Below are 16,738 nucleotides of genomic sequence, written 5' to 3' on the forward strand. Positions count from 1 at the left end.
AGAAAAGAATTTATTTAAAATGAATAGCGGTGTAAAAACTTTAATACCTATATTATACAGAATTTTCTTTGAATTTTGGAGAGAATTTTATATCACTACTGTATATTTCATTTTGATTTAAAGAATGTTTGAGGACATCCTAGCATACCTTTTATAATAATCCGATTGAACAAGGAGATGGGGGAGGAGCTATAATGGATATTCTAAAAAAAATTGAACAGCATCGAGAAGCAGAAGAACGCTTACAATGGGAAGGTACGTTTGCGGAGTATTTGGAGCTTGTGAAGGAAAGACCATGGGTGGCTCAAACAGCACACTCTCGCATTTACAATATGATAAAAGATGCTGGAATTGAAGAAGTAGATGGTAGAAGAAAGTATAACTTCTTTAGTAATCAGCTATTTGGATTAGAGGATGCTTTAGAACGTCTTGTAGAGGAATATTTTCATCCATCTGCAAAAAGATTAGATGTTAGAAAACGTATTTTATTATTAATGGGTCCTGTTAGTGGAGGGAAATCAACATTAGTTACGATGTTGAAACGAGGATTAGAAACATATTCACGAACAGATCGAGGAGCAATTTTTGCAATTAAAGGCTGCCCAATGCATGAAGATCCACTTCATTTAATTCCGCATCATTTACGAGATGATTTCTTTGATGAGTATGGAGTTAGAATCGAAGGGAATTTATCACCGCTAAACGTTATGCGTCTAGAGCAAGAATATGGTTCAAGAATTGAGGATGTAGTTGTAGAGCGTATTTTCTTCTCGGAAGATCGTCGTACAGGGATTGGTACATTTAGTCCGTCTGATCCTAAATCACAAGATATTGCCGATTTAACAGGTAGTCTGGACTTTTCAACAATTGCAGAATATGGTTCAGAATCAGATCCACGAGCGTATCGCTTTGATGGAGAATTGAATAAGGCAAACCGTGGGATGATGGAATTCCAAGAGATGTTAAAATGTGATGAGAAGTTTTTATGGCATTTATTATCGCTTACGCAAGAGGGGAATTTCAAAGCGGGAAGATTTGCGCTTATTTCAGCAGATGAATTAATTGTAGCGCATACGAATGAAACGGAGTATCGTTCCTTCATAGCAAACAAGAAAAATGAAGCATTGCACTCAAGAATTATTGTAATGCCAGTTCCATACAATTTACGAGTGAGTGAAGAAGAACATATTTATGAAAAAATGATTCGTGAAAGTGATGTATCCAATGTTCATATTGCACCACACACACTTCGCGTTGCAGCAATGTTTACGATTTTAACTCGTTTAAAAGATCCGAAGCGTCCGGATATTGATTTAATTAAAAAGATGCGTTTGTATGATGGAGAAACGGTAGAAGGTTATAATACGATTGATGTAGAGGAGCTGCAACGTGAATATCAAGATGAAGGTATGAGAGGTATTGATCCTCGTTATGTTATTAACCGAATTTCCTCTACAATTATTCGAAAAGAGGTACCATCTATTAACGCATTAGATGTACTTAGATCGCTCAAAGACGGGTTGGATCAGCATCCATCAATTAGTAATGAAGATCGAGAGCGTTATATGAATTTCATCTCATTAGCGAGAAAAGAATATGATGAAATTGCGAAGAAAGAAGTACAAAAAGCATTCGTGTATTCATATGAAGAATCAGCGAAGACACTTATGGATAATTACTTAGATAATGTTGAAGCATATTGCAATAAATCGAAATTACGTGATCCATTAACAGGTGAAGAAATGAGTCCAGATGAAAAGCTAATGCGCTCAATTGAGGAGCAAATTGGAATTTCAGAAAATGCTAAGAAAGCATTCCGTGAAGAAATTTTAATTCGCATTTCTGCTTATGCGCGTAAAGGAAAACGCTTTGATTATAATTCACATGAGCGTCTTCGCGAAGCGATTCAGAAAAAACTATTTGCTGATTTAAAAGATATAGTGAAAATTACAACATCAACGAAAACGCCAGACGAAAATCAGCTTAAGAAAATCAATGATGTTGTTGCACGCTTAATTGATGAGCACGGCTATAATTCTTCATCTGCGAATGAATTATTACGCTATGTAGGTAGTCTGCTAAACCGATAGTTTGATAACAAAACGCTGTCTCTTGTATTTTGCGGGACAGCGTTTTATTATCCATTCATATGTGTAAAGTGTCATACCTTGTCCAAATGTAATAAATTAAGATGCGATTTCATGAATTTATTGTCAATTATTTTTACAATATGCATATGATAGAGTAACCAACCATTCATACGAAAAAAGCCAACACAATACAATATGTTGCAAAGTGAAAATGTGTGCAACTATGCATTGTGTTTCTTTCTTATCAGCGGCTGAATATTTCTTTCTATTATGTGAGTGGCAAAATTTTGTTTAGAATGCTCGGAGTATTATATGAAAAACGTTATATATGTTTATGGGATGAATTTCGATGGGCAGTTACCTTTCATTCTAGCTTGCACATTACAAAACAAAATTTCTAGCTTACTGTTCATAGGGGAAGACAAATACAGTAAGGAGGGAAAGAAATGGGTGAAGAAAACCAACCAAATTATACGATTTCACAGGAAAACTGGTCCCTCCATCGCAAAGGATATGACGACCAACAACGCCATCAAGAGAAAGTACAAGAGGCAATTAAGAATAATTTACCCGATCTTGTAACAGAAGAAAGTATAGTTATGTCTAATGGCAAGGATGTTGTAAAAATACCAATTCGTTCTCTAGATGAATATAAGATTAGATACAATTATGATAAAAACAAACACGTTGGGCAAGGAAATGGTGACAGCAAAGTTGGTGATGTCGTTGCGAGAGATGGATCAGGTGGTCAAAAGCAAAAAGGACCAGGAAAAGGGCAAGGAGCAGGGGATGCGGCTGGAGAAGATTATTATGAAGCTGAAGTCTCTATTCTAGAATTAGAGCAAGCGTTTTTCAAAGAGTTGGAGCTGCCTAATTTAAAGAGAAAAGAAATGGATGAAAACCGGATTGAACATATTGAATTTAATGATATTAGAAAAACTGGATTATGGGGAAATATTGATAAGAAACGAACGATGATATCTGCATATAAACGAAATGCAATGCGTGGTAAAGCATCCTTCCACCCAATTCACCAAGAAGATTTAAAGTTTCGCACTTGGAATGAAGTATTAAAACCAGATTCAAAAGCAGTTGTATTAGCGATGATGGATACAAGTGGATCGATGGGAATATGGGAGAAGTATATGGCACGTAGTTTCTTTTTCTGGATGACAAGATTTCTACGAACGAAGTATGAAACAGTAGATATTGAGTTTATTGCCCATCATACGGAGGCAAAAGTAGTTACAGAAGAAGAGTTTTTCTCAAAAGGCGAAAGTGGGGGAACGATTTGTTCTTCTGTATATAAAAAAGCACTCGAGCTAATTGATAATAAATACTCACCAGACCGCTATAATATTTATCCATTCCATTTTTCAGACGGTGATAATTTAACATCAGATAATGCTAGATGTGTAAAACTTGTTGAAGAGTTAATGAAGAAGTGTAATATGTTTGGATATGGGGAAGTGAATCAGTACAACCGCCATAGTACACTTATGTCAGCTTATAAAAATATTAAAGATGAGAATTTCAGATATTATATTTTAAAGCAAAAAGCAGATGTATTCCATGCGATGAAAAGCTTTTTTAAAGAAGAATCTGGAGAGAAAATGGCATAACCCCTTATAAAGGGGTTATTTTTTTGTGAAGTTTTTAAGAAATTTTTGCGAAATATTTATATTGTTAGTTGACATTGAAAATGAAAATCATTATCATTTATTCGAGAAATGATTACATTTTGAATTATATATTTTGGAGGAGATGTAAGGTTGAAGAACAATAAAAGAAAACATATAAATGCAATGTTAATAGCAGCGACGTTGGCGTTGCCGTTTGCTACATACTCAACACCTGCGTTAGCAGCTGTAGCAATTGAGGCGAATAAAACTGGACAGACTTTAGAAGATGGTACATATGATGCTGTTATTAAAGCATATAAAGATAAAACGAATGAAGAGTCTATGGCAGCTGTTTATATAAAAGATCCTAAATTAACAATCAAGAATGGGAAGAAAATTGTAACAGCAACGTTAAGTGATAGTGATTTCTTCCAATACTTGAAAACAGAAGATATTCATACTTCTGGTGTGTTTCATGATGTAAAAGTAATATCAGAGGATAAAAAGAAAAATGGGACGAAGGTTATTCAATTTGAAGTTGGAGAATTAGGAAAAAGATATAATATGCAAATGCATATTTACATTCCGACAATGGGATATAACGAGAAATATCAAGTGCAATTTGAAGTAAATACTACAAACATAGAAAATCATGTTCAGGAAGAACAAAAAGAAAATAAAGAAGAACAAAAAGAAGAGACAAAAAATATAGTAGTGGATAAAAAATTACAACAATACATTAATCAAAATGCTTTAGGTCGAAAAGATATAAATGCACCAATAACGAAAGCCGATGCACTACAAATTAAAGAACTAGCGGTATATGCTGGGAAAGGTATTAATAATTTAGCCGGTTTAGAGCATATGGTAAATTTGGAAACCTTTAGATTACATGAATCTGAAGTGAGTGATTTATCTCCAATTGCTAATTTGAATAATTTGAAGTTTTTAGATCTTTACTCTAATCGAATTGAAAACATTGAGCCAATTGTTGGGCTGAATAAGATTCAAGAGCTTTCTTTAAGAAATAATAAAATTATTGATTTGAAGCCATTAAGTAAATTGAAAAAAGTTAGAGCATTAGATTTAGTTGGTAATAAAATTGAAGATATTAAACCGCTATTTACAATGTCATCTCTAGGTAAATTGTATTTAGATAATAATAATATTAGTGATGTAACAGGAATTGAACAGTTAAATAAAGTAAAGGAATTATGGATTGGAAATAATAACATTACTAATCTGGAATCTATTAGTAAAATGGAGAGCCTTACTCAGCTTGCAGTGAGAGATGCAGAAATTATGGACATTACACCGTTAGCTAAAATGAAAAACTTACAATCACTTGATTTAGAAGAAAATTATATTTCTGATGTCTCATCACTTAGTGAGCTAACTAATTTGTATGAACTTAATTTAAATTCAAATGAAATTTCTGATGTAAGACCTATTCAAGAGTTTGGGAAGCGCTTTGTAGTTAAAGTGCATAGACAAAAAGTCTTTTAAAATGAAGGAGTAGCAAATGAGAATATCAAGATTCCTATATACGATTTAAATGGCGAACCTCTTCAAAATATTGGATTGGTAAGTGAGGGTGGAACACATAATAATGGGTTTGTAAAATGGAACAGTCCTGGTGAGAAATCATATGAGTTCAATTTAGAAACAGGTTCTTCAGAAAATAAAATACGCTTTAATGGAACAGTTATTCAAAAAATAGTGGCAACACAAGCGGATTTAAGTGTTATTCCAGATAAAAAACTAAGAGAGCATATTAATAAACATAGTTTAGGTAGGACGGATTTGAATACACCTATTACGAAAGAGGATTTATTAAAGGTTAAAACATTAAAGATAACGGATGGACAGAATAATGGAATAACAGATTTATCTGGATTAGAGTATATGACAAATTTAGAAGACCTGACATTAGAAAAATTTGAGTTAAAACATATAGATTTTATCTCGAATTTGAAAAACTTGAAGTCAGTGAATTTAGCGAATAATAAAATAGAAAATTTAGAGCCGTTAGCTAAGTTAGAAAAGCTTGCAGTGTTAAATATAAACAACAATAACAACCAAAATATAAAACCATTATTTACATTAAATTCGTTGAAGAAGTTAAATGTTTCAGCTAATAAAATTAATAATGAATCTTTACAAGGAATTCAACAATTGACGAACTTAGAGTCATTGATAGTAAATAATAATAATATTAGTAATCTAGATGAAATTAGTAATATCCCTAAGCTATTCGAACTGGAGATTAAAGAGAATAAAATAGTGGATATAACTCCATTAACTAAAGCTAAAGAATTAAGATTTTTAGATTTGTCAGACAATAAAATTAAAGATATAACAATTTTTAGCTCGATGCTAGATCTTATTAAATTAAAGTTGCCTGGGAATGAAATTCGTGATGTAAAACCAATTATTCAATTATCTCAGTGGAGTACAATTGATCTTAGAAGACAAAAAATTATGTTAGAAGATGCTCAAGTGAATCAAGTGGTGAAAATTCCTGTTCATGATGTGGAAGATAATCCTCTTGAGGATATTACACTGAAAAGTGAAGGCGGAACAATCAATGACGAAGAGGGTACAATTGTGTGGAGTACTCCAGGAGAGAAAAAATATGAGTTTGCTTTCGATGGAACGAGTTATTATGGGCTTGGCATATGGTTCAGCGGTGAAGTAACTCAAAATATTGTAGAAAACATTGAGTCGCCAGAAAAAGAAGAAGAAGGTAAACCAGAGGAAGAAGTAGAGAAACCAAAAGAAGAAAGTAAACCAGAGGAAGAAGTAGAGAAACCAAAAGAAGAAAGTAAACCAGAGGCAGAAGTAGAGAAACCAAAAGAAGAAAGTAAACCAGAGGCAGAAGTAGAGAAGCCGAAAGAAGAAAATAAACCAGAGGCAGAAGTAGAGAAGCCGAAAGAAGAAGGAAGTAAATCAGAGGCGGAAGTAGTGAGGCCAAAAGAAGAGGCAAGTGAACTTGTAACAGAGGATGAAAACATAAACAAACCAGAAGCAAACGTTAAGAAACAAACAGAGGGCTCAAATGAATTAGGAACAGCTACTGTTCAGAAGAATGAAGCGGTGCAAGCACCTGCACAAGCACAGGAAATAGTGAAGCAGTCAGCGAAAGAAAATGTGTCAGATAAACAAGTTAGCAGGAAGAAAGAAGAAAGTGAAAAATCTTTAGCAGCAACAGGTGGACAAGAAAATAATGTATCTTTATTTGGTGGCCTGGCATTAGTTTTATCTGCACTTAGTATGTTTGTGTTTAGAAGAAATATATTTAAAAAATAAATAACGTTTAATCTTATTATACGATTATTCAAAAGACGCTATCATAGCAATTTCATTTTGAAATGTGCTTTTGATAACGTCTTTTTTATATTAGAAGGGATATGAATAGAAAAAGTGTAAATATATTAGAGAAGGAGGAGAGGGTATGTATATTAGTTCTACTTTAAAGATTGAAGAGATTGCATCATTTATTGCAAGTATGAATAAAGATGCTACTCATCATGTTGGTTATTGCGGAGATGAGAAAAAGGAGTTGTTACATACAATTCTTCATGATTTTTCTGATATAGGATGGGAAAGATCTTTTGTTATTACTTATGAGGATAATAAAATAATTGGTGTATTGGGGTTTGATGTGGATGAAGTAAAGAAATGTACAGAAATATGGGGGCCTTTTATTAAAGCAGAGAATTGGGAAGAAGTTGCTGTACATATGTGGAAGGAACTTATAGAAAAGGTACCCTTTCATATTGAAAAATTTTATGGTTTTTATCATGTGGAAAATAATAATTGTGCTCGTTTAATGAAGGATTTACATGCTAAAGAACAAGATCGACATAGTATTCTCATTTTAAATAATATTGTGGGACAACGTGTTACATGTAATATAGAAGAAATTTCACCACCAGTATTTGAGCAGTTTATCTCTTTACATAATCATGTTTTTCCACATACATATTATGAAGGAAATGAAATCATTGAACGTTTAGGTGATACGAATAAATTATTTGTAAGTATGAAGAATGATAAGTTAGAAGGTTATGTATATTTTGAAGTAAATCCGGAGTTTCACGAAGCGCATATTGAATTTATTGCAACATCTAAAGAGAGTAGAGGAAAAGGTGTTGGTGAGCGTTTATTACGAGCTGCGATTCAGCATATTTTCTCCTTCCAAGGAATGGAGATGATAGAGCTATGTTTGAATACGAATAATGAAGGTGCTATGAAATTGTACAAGAAAGTAGGTTTTGAGGAGAAGGCATGTTTACAACACTATATAATAGAGTAAAAACCCATTCGTATGAAGAGTATATTTCATACAAATGGGCTTTATTTAATTTGTTTTACCGCCCTCAGTAACAACGGATTCAGGACTAATCTGAGGACCGAATTCTTCTTTTAGATGTTTGTCATATAGTGTATGTAGGAAGTTTTCTTTTCCTAGTTTTTCAAGTTCTTTATTTACCCAATCATGCACTTCTTTGTTGCCCTTCTTCACTGCTATAGCAATTAAGTCATCTCCACCTAATTTGTCTTTTAATAAGTGGAATCCAGGATTTTTATTTGCCCAAGATAGAAGGACAAGATTATCTTGCGCATATGCATCAGCACGGCCATCTTTTAGTGCTTGTAAAGCTTCTGTATTTTTATCGAACTTAATTAATTCTACATTTTTCATATTTTTTGTTAAATAAATATCTGCAGTTGTACCCTTTGTTACAATTACTTTTTTGCCTTCTAAATCTTTTACAGATTGAATAGGGCTACCATCTTTAACAAGCACTTGCACAGCTACTTTTAAATGTGGATTTGTAAAATCAACGACCTTTTTTCGCTCATCTGTTGCAGTCATATTTGCTAATACGAAATCTACTTTATCAGATTGTAAATATGGAATACGGCTTGCTGCTTCAACGGGAACAAATTTCACTTTTGATTCATCACCTAGTAAGTCTTTTGCAAACCGTTTTGCCATATCAATTTCAAATCCAACATTTTTACCATCTTTGTCAACATAACCGAATGGTGGCTTATCTGTAAAAACAGCAACGACTAGTTCACCGCGCTCTTTTATTTGTTCAATTTTTCCACTTGGTTTTGCCGAGGTTTTTTCTGTTTTCTTTTCATTTGAACCACATGCAACGACTAAAATAGAAAGCAGCCCGATAATAATAAATGTTAGTAACTTTTTCATATAATATCTCTTCCTTTCACCGTTTCAATATAGAAAAATTGATTTAAGAAATGTTGGGCACGTTCTGTTTGTGGAGATGTGAAAAAAGTAGTTGGATCTCCTATTTCACAAATTTCTCCTTCATCCATGAAAATAATTTGATCAGCGACAGCTTTTGCAAATCCCATTTCATGAGTGACGATTAACATTGTCATACCTTGTTTAGCTAAGTTCATAATGACTTCTAATACTTCTTTGACCATTTCAGGATCTAATGCAGCTGTTACTTCATCAAATAAAATGACTTCAGGATTCATACAGAGAGTGCGAACAATTGCAATACGTTGTTGTTGCCCGCCAGATAACTCTCTTGGATAGGCATCTTTTTTCTCTAGTAAACCTACTTTTAGTAATAATTGTTCTGCTTGCTTCAATACTTCATTTTTATTTCGTTTTTGTACTTTTAGAGGACCGAGTAAAATGTTTTCTAAAACAGTCATATGCGGAAATAAATGATAACTTTGAAAGACCATTCCGATTTTTTGACGAAGTTTTTGCCAGTTACCATCGTTTTTCGGAAGGGGAGCGTTATGAAAAAGCATGTGCCCACTTTGTATTTCTTCAAGCCCATTTAAGCACCTCAATAATGTACTTTTTCCGCAGCCACTTGGCCCTAAAATAACGATGACTTCTCCGGAAGATTCTTGTAAGCTTACGTCTCTTAAAACAGGGTTATCACCGTATGACTTATAGATGTTTTGTAATTGTAACAATGGAGCGGTCATATTTCTTCTCCTCTCGAACTATTGAATTGTCTATATCCATCTTGTTTCTAGTTTTCTTGACCAAATAGATAATGGATAGCAAAGTAAGAAATAAAAAATAAATAAGCAACCGTATATAAGAAATGCTTCTCCTGTTCGCTCCACAATTTGTTGCCCCGCTTTTATGACTTCAGTTACACCAATTAAAACGGTCAAAGATGTTGTTTGAATAATACGAATGAAGATATTTATTGTAGCTGGAATCATCCGCCGAATTGCTTGAGGAATGAGTACATATTGGTATAATTGCTTCTGATTCATTCCGATAGATTTTCCAGCTTCTACTTGCCCCTTTGGTAAGGATTGAAGTGCTCCTCTTACGATTTCTCCAATTTCTGTGATTCCCCATAATGATAGAGCTGTAATAGCGGCTACTGTGCTAGAAACATCTATCCCTAGAGCGATTGGAAGACCGAAAAAGAAAAGAAACAACCAAACAAGGATTGGAATAGAACGAAATAATTCAATATAAGTCCTTGAAATAAATCTTAAAATAGTAATCTTTGATGTACGAATAATTCCAAATAGAATTCCACCAATTGTACTAATGACGATTGTAAATAATGCAATGAATAATGTTTGTTCTAGTCCCTTTAGCAATTGCGGGAGTGATTCTATTAGTAGATTAATGCCCGAATTGCCCATAACGATTTCTCCTTTCTAACCAAGATAGTAGAAATGATAGTGGTACAAAAAGAAAGATATAGGAAGCTGTTAACATAATGAGCATCTCAGATGTCTTGTAATAAATTGAAATCAAATTTGTTGTTGTATACAACAATTCAGGAACAGCGATTGCAGAAACGATAGATGTTTCTTTTAATAAAAAGATAAAATTTGCAAATAAGGCTGGTGCAGAAATAGTTGTAGCTTGCGGTAAAACTACAAATCTAAATAGTTGCCATTTATTTAGTCCAATGGCATATCCAGATTCCACTTGGCTTTTAGATATTGAATCGAGACCAGATCGAATGACTTCTGTCATATATCCACCACCTAAAAAACACATTGCAAGTAATGCGATTGAAAAATTAGATAATTTAATGCCTAAGGATGGTAAACCGAAATATAAGAAAAATAATTGAATGAGTAAAGGTGTATTTCGGGCTACTTCCACATAAGCGCGAACGAATTTATGTAGAATGCGAACTTGAAAGAACAAAATTAAACCATTTATACTCGCAATAAGTAATGAAATGATAATGGCGATACATGCGATTTTTAAAGTTAATAGTGCGCTATCGAGGAATAGTGGAATTTGTTCCCTCATAAAATCGATGTCTATTTCCACATGGACAACCTCCTTTCATTTAGATATCAAGAAAAAATGATTGAATTTTAGTTAAAATATGTAAAAACATTCAATTTATTTCCTTTATAATAACATACAATTCCTATAAAATAAGTAGGTTTTATTTGTTTTAGGAAAATAAATAAAATGAATGTAGAAAGCACCTCTCCTAAAAGAAGAGGTGCTAATCGTTACATAACCTTTTTTATTTTTTTCGAAACTTCTTTTGTTTGCGAATTAACATCTTCTTTTCGCAGCTCTTTAAAGAGCGAAGTAACCATAAGAACGACTACGATAGAAAATGGTAGTGCTGCGATTATAGCTGCAATTTGTAGCGCATTTAGTCCTCCAGCTTGTAATAAAATAGCTGCAATTATCGCGATTGTTAATCCCCATACAAGTTTTAAACTATTTTTCGGTGATAAGCTTCCGTTGCTCGTTTGCATTGAAACAACAAATGTTGCCGAGTCAGCAGAAGTAACGAAAAATGTGGCTACTAAAATTAATCCGATAATTGTTAAAAATGTAGAGAATGGTAGGTGTGAAATAACAGCAAATAATCCAATCTCTGTACCGTTTTTTGCGATTTCATCAGCTATTCCAAGCGATTGGAACATTTCCATATGGATAGCGGTACCGCCAAATACTGCAAACCAAAATGTACAGATAAGAGTTGGGACTAATACAACTCCAAAAATAAATTCTTTTATTGTACGTCCTTTAGAAATACGAGCGATGAATGTACCGACAAATGGAGACCAAGAGATCCACCATCCCCAATAGAAAATAGTCCAATTTTCAATCCAAGAAGAAGATTTTTCATTAAAGGCCCCTAAATTTAATCCCATACTAGGTAGAGCTCCGATATAAGAACCAAGTGTAGATGTGAAATATTTCATAATAAATACAGTTGGTCCTAAAAGTAAAAAGGAGACGAGTAAAATACCTGCAAGAGAGAAATTTAAGTTACTCAAATATTTAATCCCACGATCTAAGCCAGTTTGTGCACTTGTTAAATATAAAACAGCGAAGATGGCGATAAGTACGAGTTGTGTAAGTAAAGTGTTATGAATAGAAGGGAATAAATAGCTTAATCCTCCGGCGATTTGTTGAGCACCAATCCCAACAGATGGCACAATACCGAATACTGTGGCTAAAACAGCCAAAATATCGACTGTTTTTCCGATAGGAGAATTTTTCGATCGATTAAATAATGGAGTAACTGTAGCACCAATTGTGCTGCCTTTTTGTTTGCGGAACGTGAAATATGCAATTGTTAAAGCAACCATTGCGTATAGTGACCATGGAAAGAGACCCCAGTGGAAAAATGAATATTGCATAGCGAGCTTGGCGCTTTCCTCTGTACCTGCTTTTCCTGTTAATGGATCTGTAAAATGTGAAATCGGTTCAGTGATTCCATAAAAGAGGAGTCCAATTCCCATTCCTGCTCCAAACAACATGGATAGCCAAGATGGATAACTATACTTTGGTCTTTCGCCATCTTTACCAAGACGAATAGAACCGTACTTAGAAAATGCTAAATAAGTGGCTAAAATCATCATTGCGGTCATAAGTAGAGAGTAAAACCATCCAAATTTATTGAGGATAAATGAGTTTAAGGAAGATGTAACACTTTGTAAATCATAGCCTTGTATCCAACTTGCCGGGGTAATTCCCCATATGATGAATAATGTTGTTAGCAAGATGGAGATATAAAATACACTGTTTTCTTTTTTTATCATAGAATCCCACCCTTGTTTAATAAAGTTAACAATTATATTAACCATAACAATTAAAGGTTTAATTGTCAAAAAATTCGTTTTTTTTGTGTGTAAAAGGAAGGTTTAATCGCTATAGATTCATAATCATTGGAGGTTAGGTAAAGGCAAGGGTGTTCACGATATGTACAAAATGTAAGAAGAAATAATATGAAATATTGCATTTTATATTGTTGTATCCAGATTTTATGTTAAATTCGTGAATGGAATATTTGAATAGGGGGCAAGGATATGAACAAGAAATCAAAAATCAATAAAGTTATGCTTAGCATTAGTACAATGGCTCTATCATTGGGGGCACTTCAAACTCATGTATCAGCAGAAGAAAAGGTTCCATATAATGTATTGCATTCAAAACCAGTTGGGATCGAAAAACCAGTAGATGAGATTGGACATGTTTCTAAAGCAGAGGAAACATTATCGTTTCAAGAACGGTTAAAAGTAGGAGACTTTTCACAGCGACCAGCATCTATTATGAAGAGCTCAGAAGTAAAGCAAATGAAAGAAAACTATTCAATGGCTGATTTAAACAAAATGAATGATCAAGAATTAGTTGAAACGCTAGGAAGTATTAAATGGAATCAAATTACAGACTTATTCCAGTTCAATGAAGATGCAAAGGCTTTTTATAAAGATAAAGGAAAAATGCAAGTAGTTATAGATGAATTAGCTCATCGAGGTAGTACATTTACGAAAGATGATTCAAAAGGAATTCAAACGTTTACGGAAGTGTTACGTTCAGCTTTTTATCTTGCATTTTACAATAATGAATTAAGTGATTTAAATGAAAGAAGCTTTCAGGATAAATGTTTACCAGCTTTAAAAGCAATCGCAAAAAATCCGAACTTTAAGCTTGGTACAGATGAACAAGATATAGTCGTATCTGCATATGGAAAATTAATTAGTAATGCATCAAGTGATGTGGAAACGGTTCAATACGCAGCTAATATTTTAAAACAATACAATGATAATCTTCATACATATGTAGACGATCGTATGAAAGGACAAGCTGTATACGATATGATGCAAGGAATTGATTATGATATACAGTCTTACCTAATTGAAGCTCGTAAAGAAGCGAATGAAACAATGTGGTATGGGAAAGTAGATGGGTTTATTAATGAAATAAATCGTATCGCCCTTCTAAATGAAGTAACACCAGAAAATAAGTGGCTCGTTAATAATGGAATTTATTTTGCTAGCCGTTTAGGGAAGTTTCATAGTAATCCCAATAAAGGATTAGAGATTGTTACACAAGCAATGCATATGTACCCGCGTTTAAGTGAGCCGTACTTTGTCGCAGTAGAACAAATTACAACAAATTATAGTGGGAAAGATTATAGCGGAAATAAAGTAGATTTAGAGAAAATACGTAAAGAAGGAAAAGAACAGTACTTACCAAAAACGTATACATTTGATGATGGATCTATCGTATTTAAAACAGGAGATAAAGTCTCAGAAGAAAAAATTAAGAGACTATACTGGGCTGCAAAGGAAGTAAAAGCACAGTATCATCGTGTAATTGGGAATGATAAAGCGTTAGAACCAGGAAATGCAGATGATGTATTAACGATAGTGATTTATAACAGTCCAGAGGAGTACCAGTTAAATAGACAACTGTATGGATATGAAACAAACAACGGTGGAATTTATATTGAAGAGACAGGAACATTCTTTACATATGAGCGCACGCCAGAGCAAAGCATTTATAGTTTAGAAGAGTTATTCCGTCATGAGTTTACTCATTATTTGCAAGGGAGATTTGAAGTGCCAGGTTTATTTGGTAGAGGAGATATGTATCAAAATGAGAGATTAACTTGGTTCCAAGAAGGAAATGCAGAATTTTTCGCAGGATCTACTCGTACAAATAACGTAGTACCGAGAAAGAGCATCATTAGTGGATTATCATCTGATCCTGCAAGCCGTTATACAGCAGAGCGTACATTATTTGCTAAATATGGTTCTTGGGATTTCTATAATTACTCATTCGCATTGCAGTCTTATTTATATACACATCAATTTGAAACGTTTGATAAAATTCAAGATTTAATTCGAGCGAATGACGTGAAAAATTATGATGTATATCGTGAAGAGCTAAGTAAAGATTCTAAACTAAATAAAGAGTATCAAGATTATATGCAGCAGCTAATTGATAATCAAGATAAATATGGTGTGCCGGAAGTAGCAAATGATTATTTAGCTGAACATGCACCGAAATCACTAACAGCAGTAGAGAAAGAAATTAGTGATACGCTGCCTATGAAAGATGAAAAAATGACAAAACATAGCTCACAATTCTTTAATACATTTACTTTAGAAGGTACGTATACAGGTAGTGTAACAAAAGGTGAGTCAGAAGATTGGAATGCAATGAGTAAAAAAGTAAATGAAACGCTAGAACAACTGGCACAAAAAGAATGGAGTGGCTACAAAACGGTTACAGCATACTTCGTCAATTACCGTGTGAATAGCTTAAATCAATTTGAATATGATGTAGTCTTCCACGGTATCGCAAAAGATGACGGAGAAAATAAAGCTCCAACAGTTCATATAAATGGACCTTATAATGGGCTTGTAAAAGAGGGTATTCAATTTAAAAGTGATGGCTCAAAAGATGAAGATGGAAAAATCGTTTCTTATTTATGGGACTTTGGAGATGGAAGTACAAGTGCAGAGGTCAATCCAGTACATGCATATGAAAGAGAAGGAACTTATAAAGTAGCGTTAAGAGTAAAAGATGATAAAGGTAAAGAGGGCAGAAGTGAAACAACTGTTACGATTAAAGATGGAAGTTTAACAGAATCTGAACCAAATAATCGTCCAGAGGAAGCGAACCGTATTGGGCTAAACACTACTATAAAAGGTAGCCTTATCGGTGGAGATCACACTGATGTTTATACATTTAATGTAGCAGCAGCGAAAAATATCGATATTTCCGTTTTAAATGAGTATGGAATCGGGATGACATGGGTGCTTCACCATGAATCAGATATGCAAAATTATGCTGCTTACGGTCAAGCAAATGGAAATCATATAGAGGCAAAATTTAATGCAAAACCAGGTAAGTATTACTTGTATGTATATAAATATGATAATGGCGATGGAACGTACGAATTATCAGTAAAATAAGTGCTTTTCCAATGTATGTTTAACTTTACTTTTTGTGGAAAATAGTATATTATATAGATATATAATATATCGGTTATTTTCTAGGAGGAGCCTGTCACAATAGGTTTCTCCTGTTCTTTTTTAGAGGCCTGTCTTACAGGCTTTTCTTTAAAAGATAAATAACTGAAAATTAAGAACTATAATCTTTGAAAGAGGTGGGGCATACACATAACAAAAAAGGGATTGTTTAAGAGAGGGGGATAAGGAATGGTTTTGTTTGGTTATCCACTTGAAACAATTTATTTATATGGATTTATTATTGCTACTATACTCACTGTGATTTATATCTTTTTTGGAGATATATTTGAATCCATATTTAGTTTTGGAGGCGGATCGGTATCCGTTGTTACTTTATTACTTAGTTTTTTCGCCATGTTATGTGGACTTAGTTATATAGGAGAATATTTATTTTCCTTTAATAGCATTCTTATTTTCGGGGCTGCATTTGCTATATCCTTTATTGGTGTTTTCATAATGAAAATATTAATTTTAAAGCCGATTGCAGAAGCAGAACAAAACACTGTGCAGCGTATGGATGAATTCATTGGTTGTAAGGGAGAGGTCATTACGACTATTCCTACAGAAGGGTTTGGTGAAGTATTAATTTCCTCCCAATTTGGAAACAATGCAATCCTAGCTAAAACAGTTGGAAAGAAAGATATTTCACAAGGAACTGAAGTTATTATCGAGGGAGTCCAAGATGGTGTTTTGCTTGTACAGAACATCGCCTATTCTTTAAAGAAACCAAAATTATAAGGGGGA

At 33.6% G+C, this 16,738-nt stretch carries 10 protein-coding genes and 1 pseudogene; 6 read left to right on the forward strand and 5 right to left on the reverse strand.

All coding sequences use genetic code 11. From position 1 onward, the window contains the following. Nucleotides 1–194: 194 nt before the first annotated feature. The 4 genes and pseudogenes from KZZ19_RS02820 (at nt 195) to KZZ19_RS02835 (ending at nt 8,030) form a co-directional block, all read left to right on the forward strand. Nucleotides 195–2,090: a PrkA family serine protein kinase gene (locus KZZ19_RS02820; protein ID WP_237982646.1), complete on the forward strand. Its 1,896-nt coding sequence runs from the start codon at nt 195–197 to the stop codon at nt 2,088–2,090. Nucleotides 2,091–2,536: 446 nt separating this feature from the next. Beyond that, nucleotides 2,537–3,712, forward strand: a complete 1,176-nt coding sequence (yhbH, locus tag KZZ19_RS02825) for a sporulation protein YhbH (protein WP_016089393.1) — start codon at nt 2,537–2,539, stop codon at nt 3,710–3,712. Nucleotides 3,713–3,862: 150 nt separating this feature from the next. Next, nucleotides 3,863–7,021: pseudogene (locus tag KZZ19_RS02830) on the forward strand (leucine-rich repeat domain-containing protein). A gap of 145 nt (nt 7,022–7,166) precedes the next feature. After that, on the forward strand, nt 7,167–8,030 hold the full coding sequence (locus KZZ19_RS02835; RefSeq protein ID WP_237982647.1) for a GNAT family N-acetyltransferase: 864 nt from the start codon (nt 7,167–7,169) through the stop codon (nt 8,028–8,030). A 45-nt stretch (nt 8,031–8,075) separates the two neighbouring features. Here KZZ19_RS02835 and KZZ19_RS02840 read toward each other — a convergent pair whose 3' ends face one another. The 5 genes from KZZ19_RS02840 to opuD form a co-directional block, all read right to left on the reverse strand. Then, on the reverse strand, nt 8,076–8,936 hold the full coding sequence (locus KZZ19_RS02840; protein ID WP_088095059.1) for a transporter substrate-binding domain-containing protein: 861 nt from the start codon (nt 8,934–8,936) through the stop codon (nt 8,076–8,078). Continuing rightward, nucleotides 8,933–9,700, reverse strand: a complete 768-nt coding sequence (locus KZZ19_RS02845; RefSeq protein WP_322349778.1) for an amino acid ABC transporter ATP-binding protein — start codon at nt 9,698–9,700, stop codon at nt 8,933–8,935. The genes KZZ19_RS02840 and KZZ19_RS02845 overlap by 4 nt, the downstream gene beginning before the upstream one ends. Before the next feature lie 30 nt (nt 9,701–9,730). Next, complete coding sequence (locus KZZ19_RS02850; protein WP_237982648.1) at nt 9,731–10,384, reverse strand: amino acid ABC transporter permease; 654 nt, start codon at nt 10,382–10,384, stop codon at nt 9,731–9,733. Then, nucleotides 10,365–11,030 carry an amino acid ABC transporter permease gene (locus tag KZZ19_RS02855; protein WP_237982649.1) on the reverse strand — a complete coding sequence of 222 codons (666 nt, stop codon included), beginning with the start codon at nt 11,028–11,030 and terminating at the stop codon, nt 10,365–10,367. The genes KZZ19_RS02850 and KZZ19_RS02855 overlap by 20 nt, the downstream gene beginning before the upstream one ends. Before the next feature lie 191 nt (nt 11,031–11,221). Further along, entirely contained in the window at nt 11,222–12,772 is a 1,551-nt protein-coding gene (gene opuD, locus KZZ19_RS02860) for a glycine betaine transporter OpuD (protein ID WP_088095063.1), read from the reverse strand. A 267-nt stretch (nt 12,773–13,039) separates the two neighbouring features. On the opposite strand from opuD, the gene colA reads away from it, so the two are divergent. Continuing rightward, a complete protein-coding gene (gene colA / locus KZZ19_RS02865) occupies nt 13,040–15,937 on the forward strand; it encodes a collagenase ColA (RefSeq protein WP_237982650.1) in 2,898 nt (965 codons plus the stop codon). A 246-nt stretch (nt 15,938–16,183) separates the two neighbouring features. Continuing rightward, nucleotides 16,184–16,732: an NfeD family protein gene (locus tag KZZ19_RS02870; protein ID WP_088095065.1), complete on the forward strand. Its 549-nt coding sequence runs from the start codon at nt 16,184–16,186 to the stop codon at nt 16,730–16,732. The last annotated feature ends 6 nt before the right edge of the window (nt 16,733–16,738 follow it).

The organism is Bacillus thuringiensis (assembly GCF_022095615.2).
GTDB lineage: Bacteria > Bacillota > Bacilli > Bacillales > Bacillaceae_G > Bacillus_A > Bacillus_A cereus_AG.

Bases quoted from the DNA above. Each gene is read 5' to 3' on its own strand.
- KZZ19_RS02845 (WP_322349778.1), bottom strand. From the start codon at position 9,700: ATGACCGCTCCATTGTTACAATTACAAAACATCTATAAGTCATACGGT.
- KZZ19_RS02850 (WP_237982648.1), bottom strand. From the start codon at position 10,384: ATGGGCAATTCGGGCATTAATCTACTAATAGAATCACTCCCGCAATTG.
- colA (WP_237982650.1), top strand. From the start codon at position 13,040: ATGAACAAGAAATCAAAAATCAATAAAGTTATGCTTAGCATTAGTACA.
- KZZ19_RS02870 (WP_088095065.1), top strand. From the start codon at position 16,184: ATGGTTTTGTTTGGTTATCCACTTGAAACAATTTATTTATATGGATTT.
- opuD (WP_088095063.1), bottom strand. From the start codon at position 12,772: ATGATAAAAAAAGAAAACAGTGTATTTTATATCTCCATCTTGCTAACA.
- KZZ19_RS02835 (WP_237982647.1), top strand. From the start codon at position 7,167: ATGTATATTAGTTCTACTTTAAAGATTGAAGAGATTGCATCATTTATT.
- KZZ19_RS02820 (WP_237982646.1), top strand. From the start codon at position 195: ATGGATATTCTAAAAAAAATTGAACAGCATCGAGAAGCAGAAGAACGC.
- yhbH (WP_016089393.1), top strand. From the start codon at position 2,537: ATGGGTGAAGAAAACCAACCAAATTATACGATTTCACAGGAAAACTGG.
- KZZ19_RS02840 (WP_088095059.1), bottom strand. From the start codon at position 8,936: ATGAAAAAGTTACTAACATTTATTATTATCGGGCTGCTTTCTATTTTA.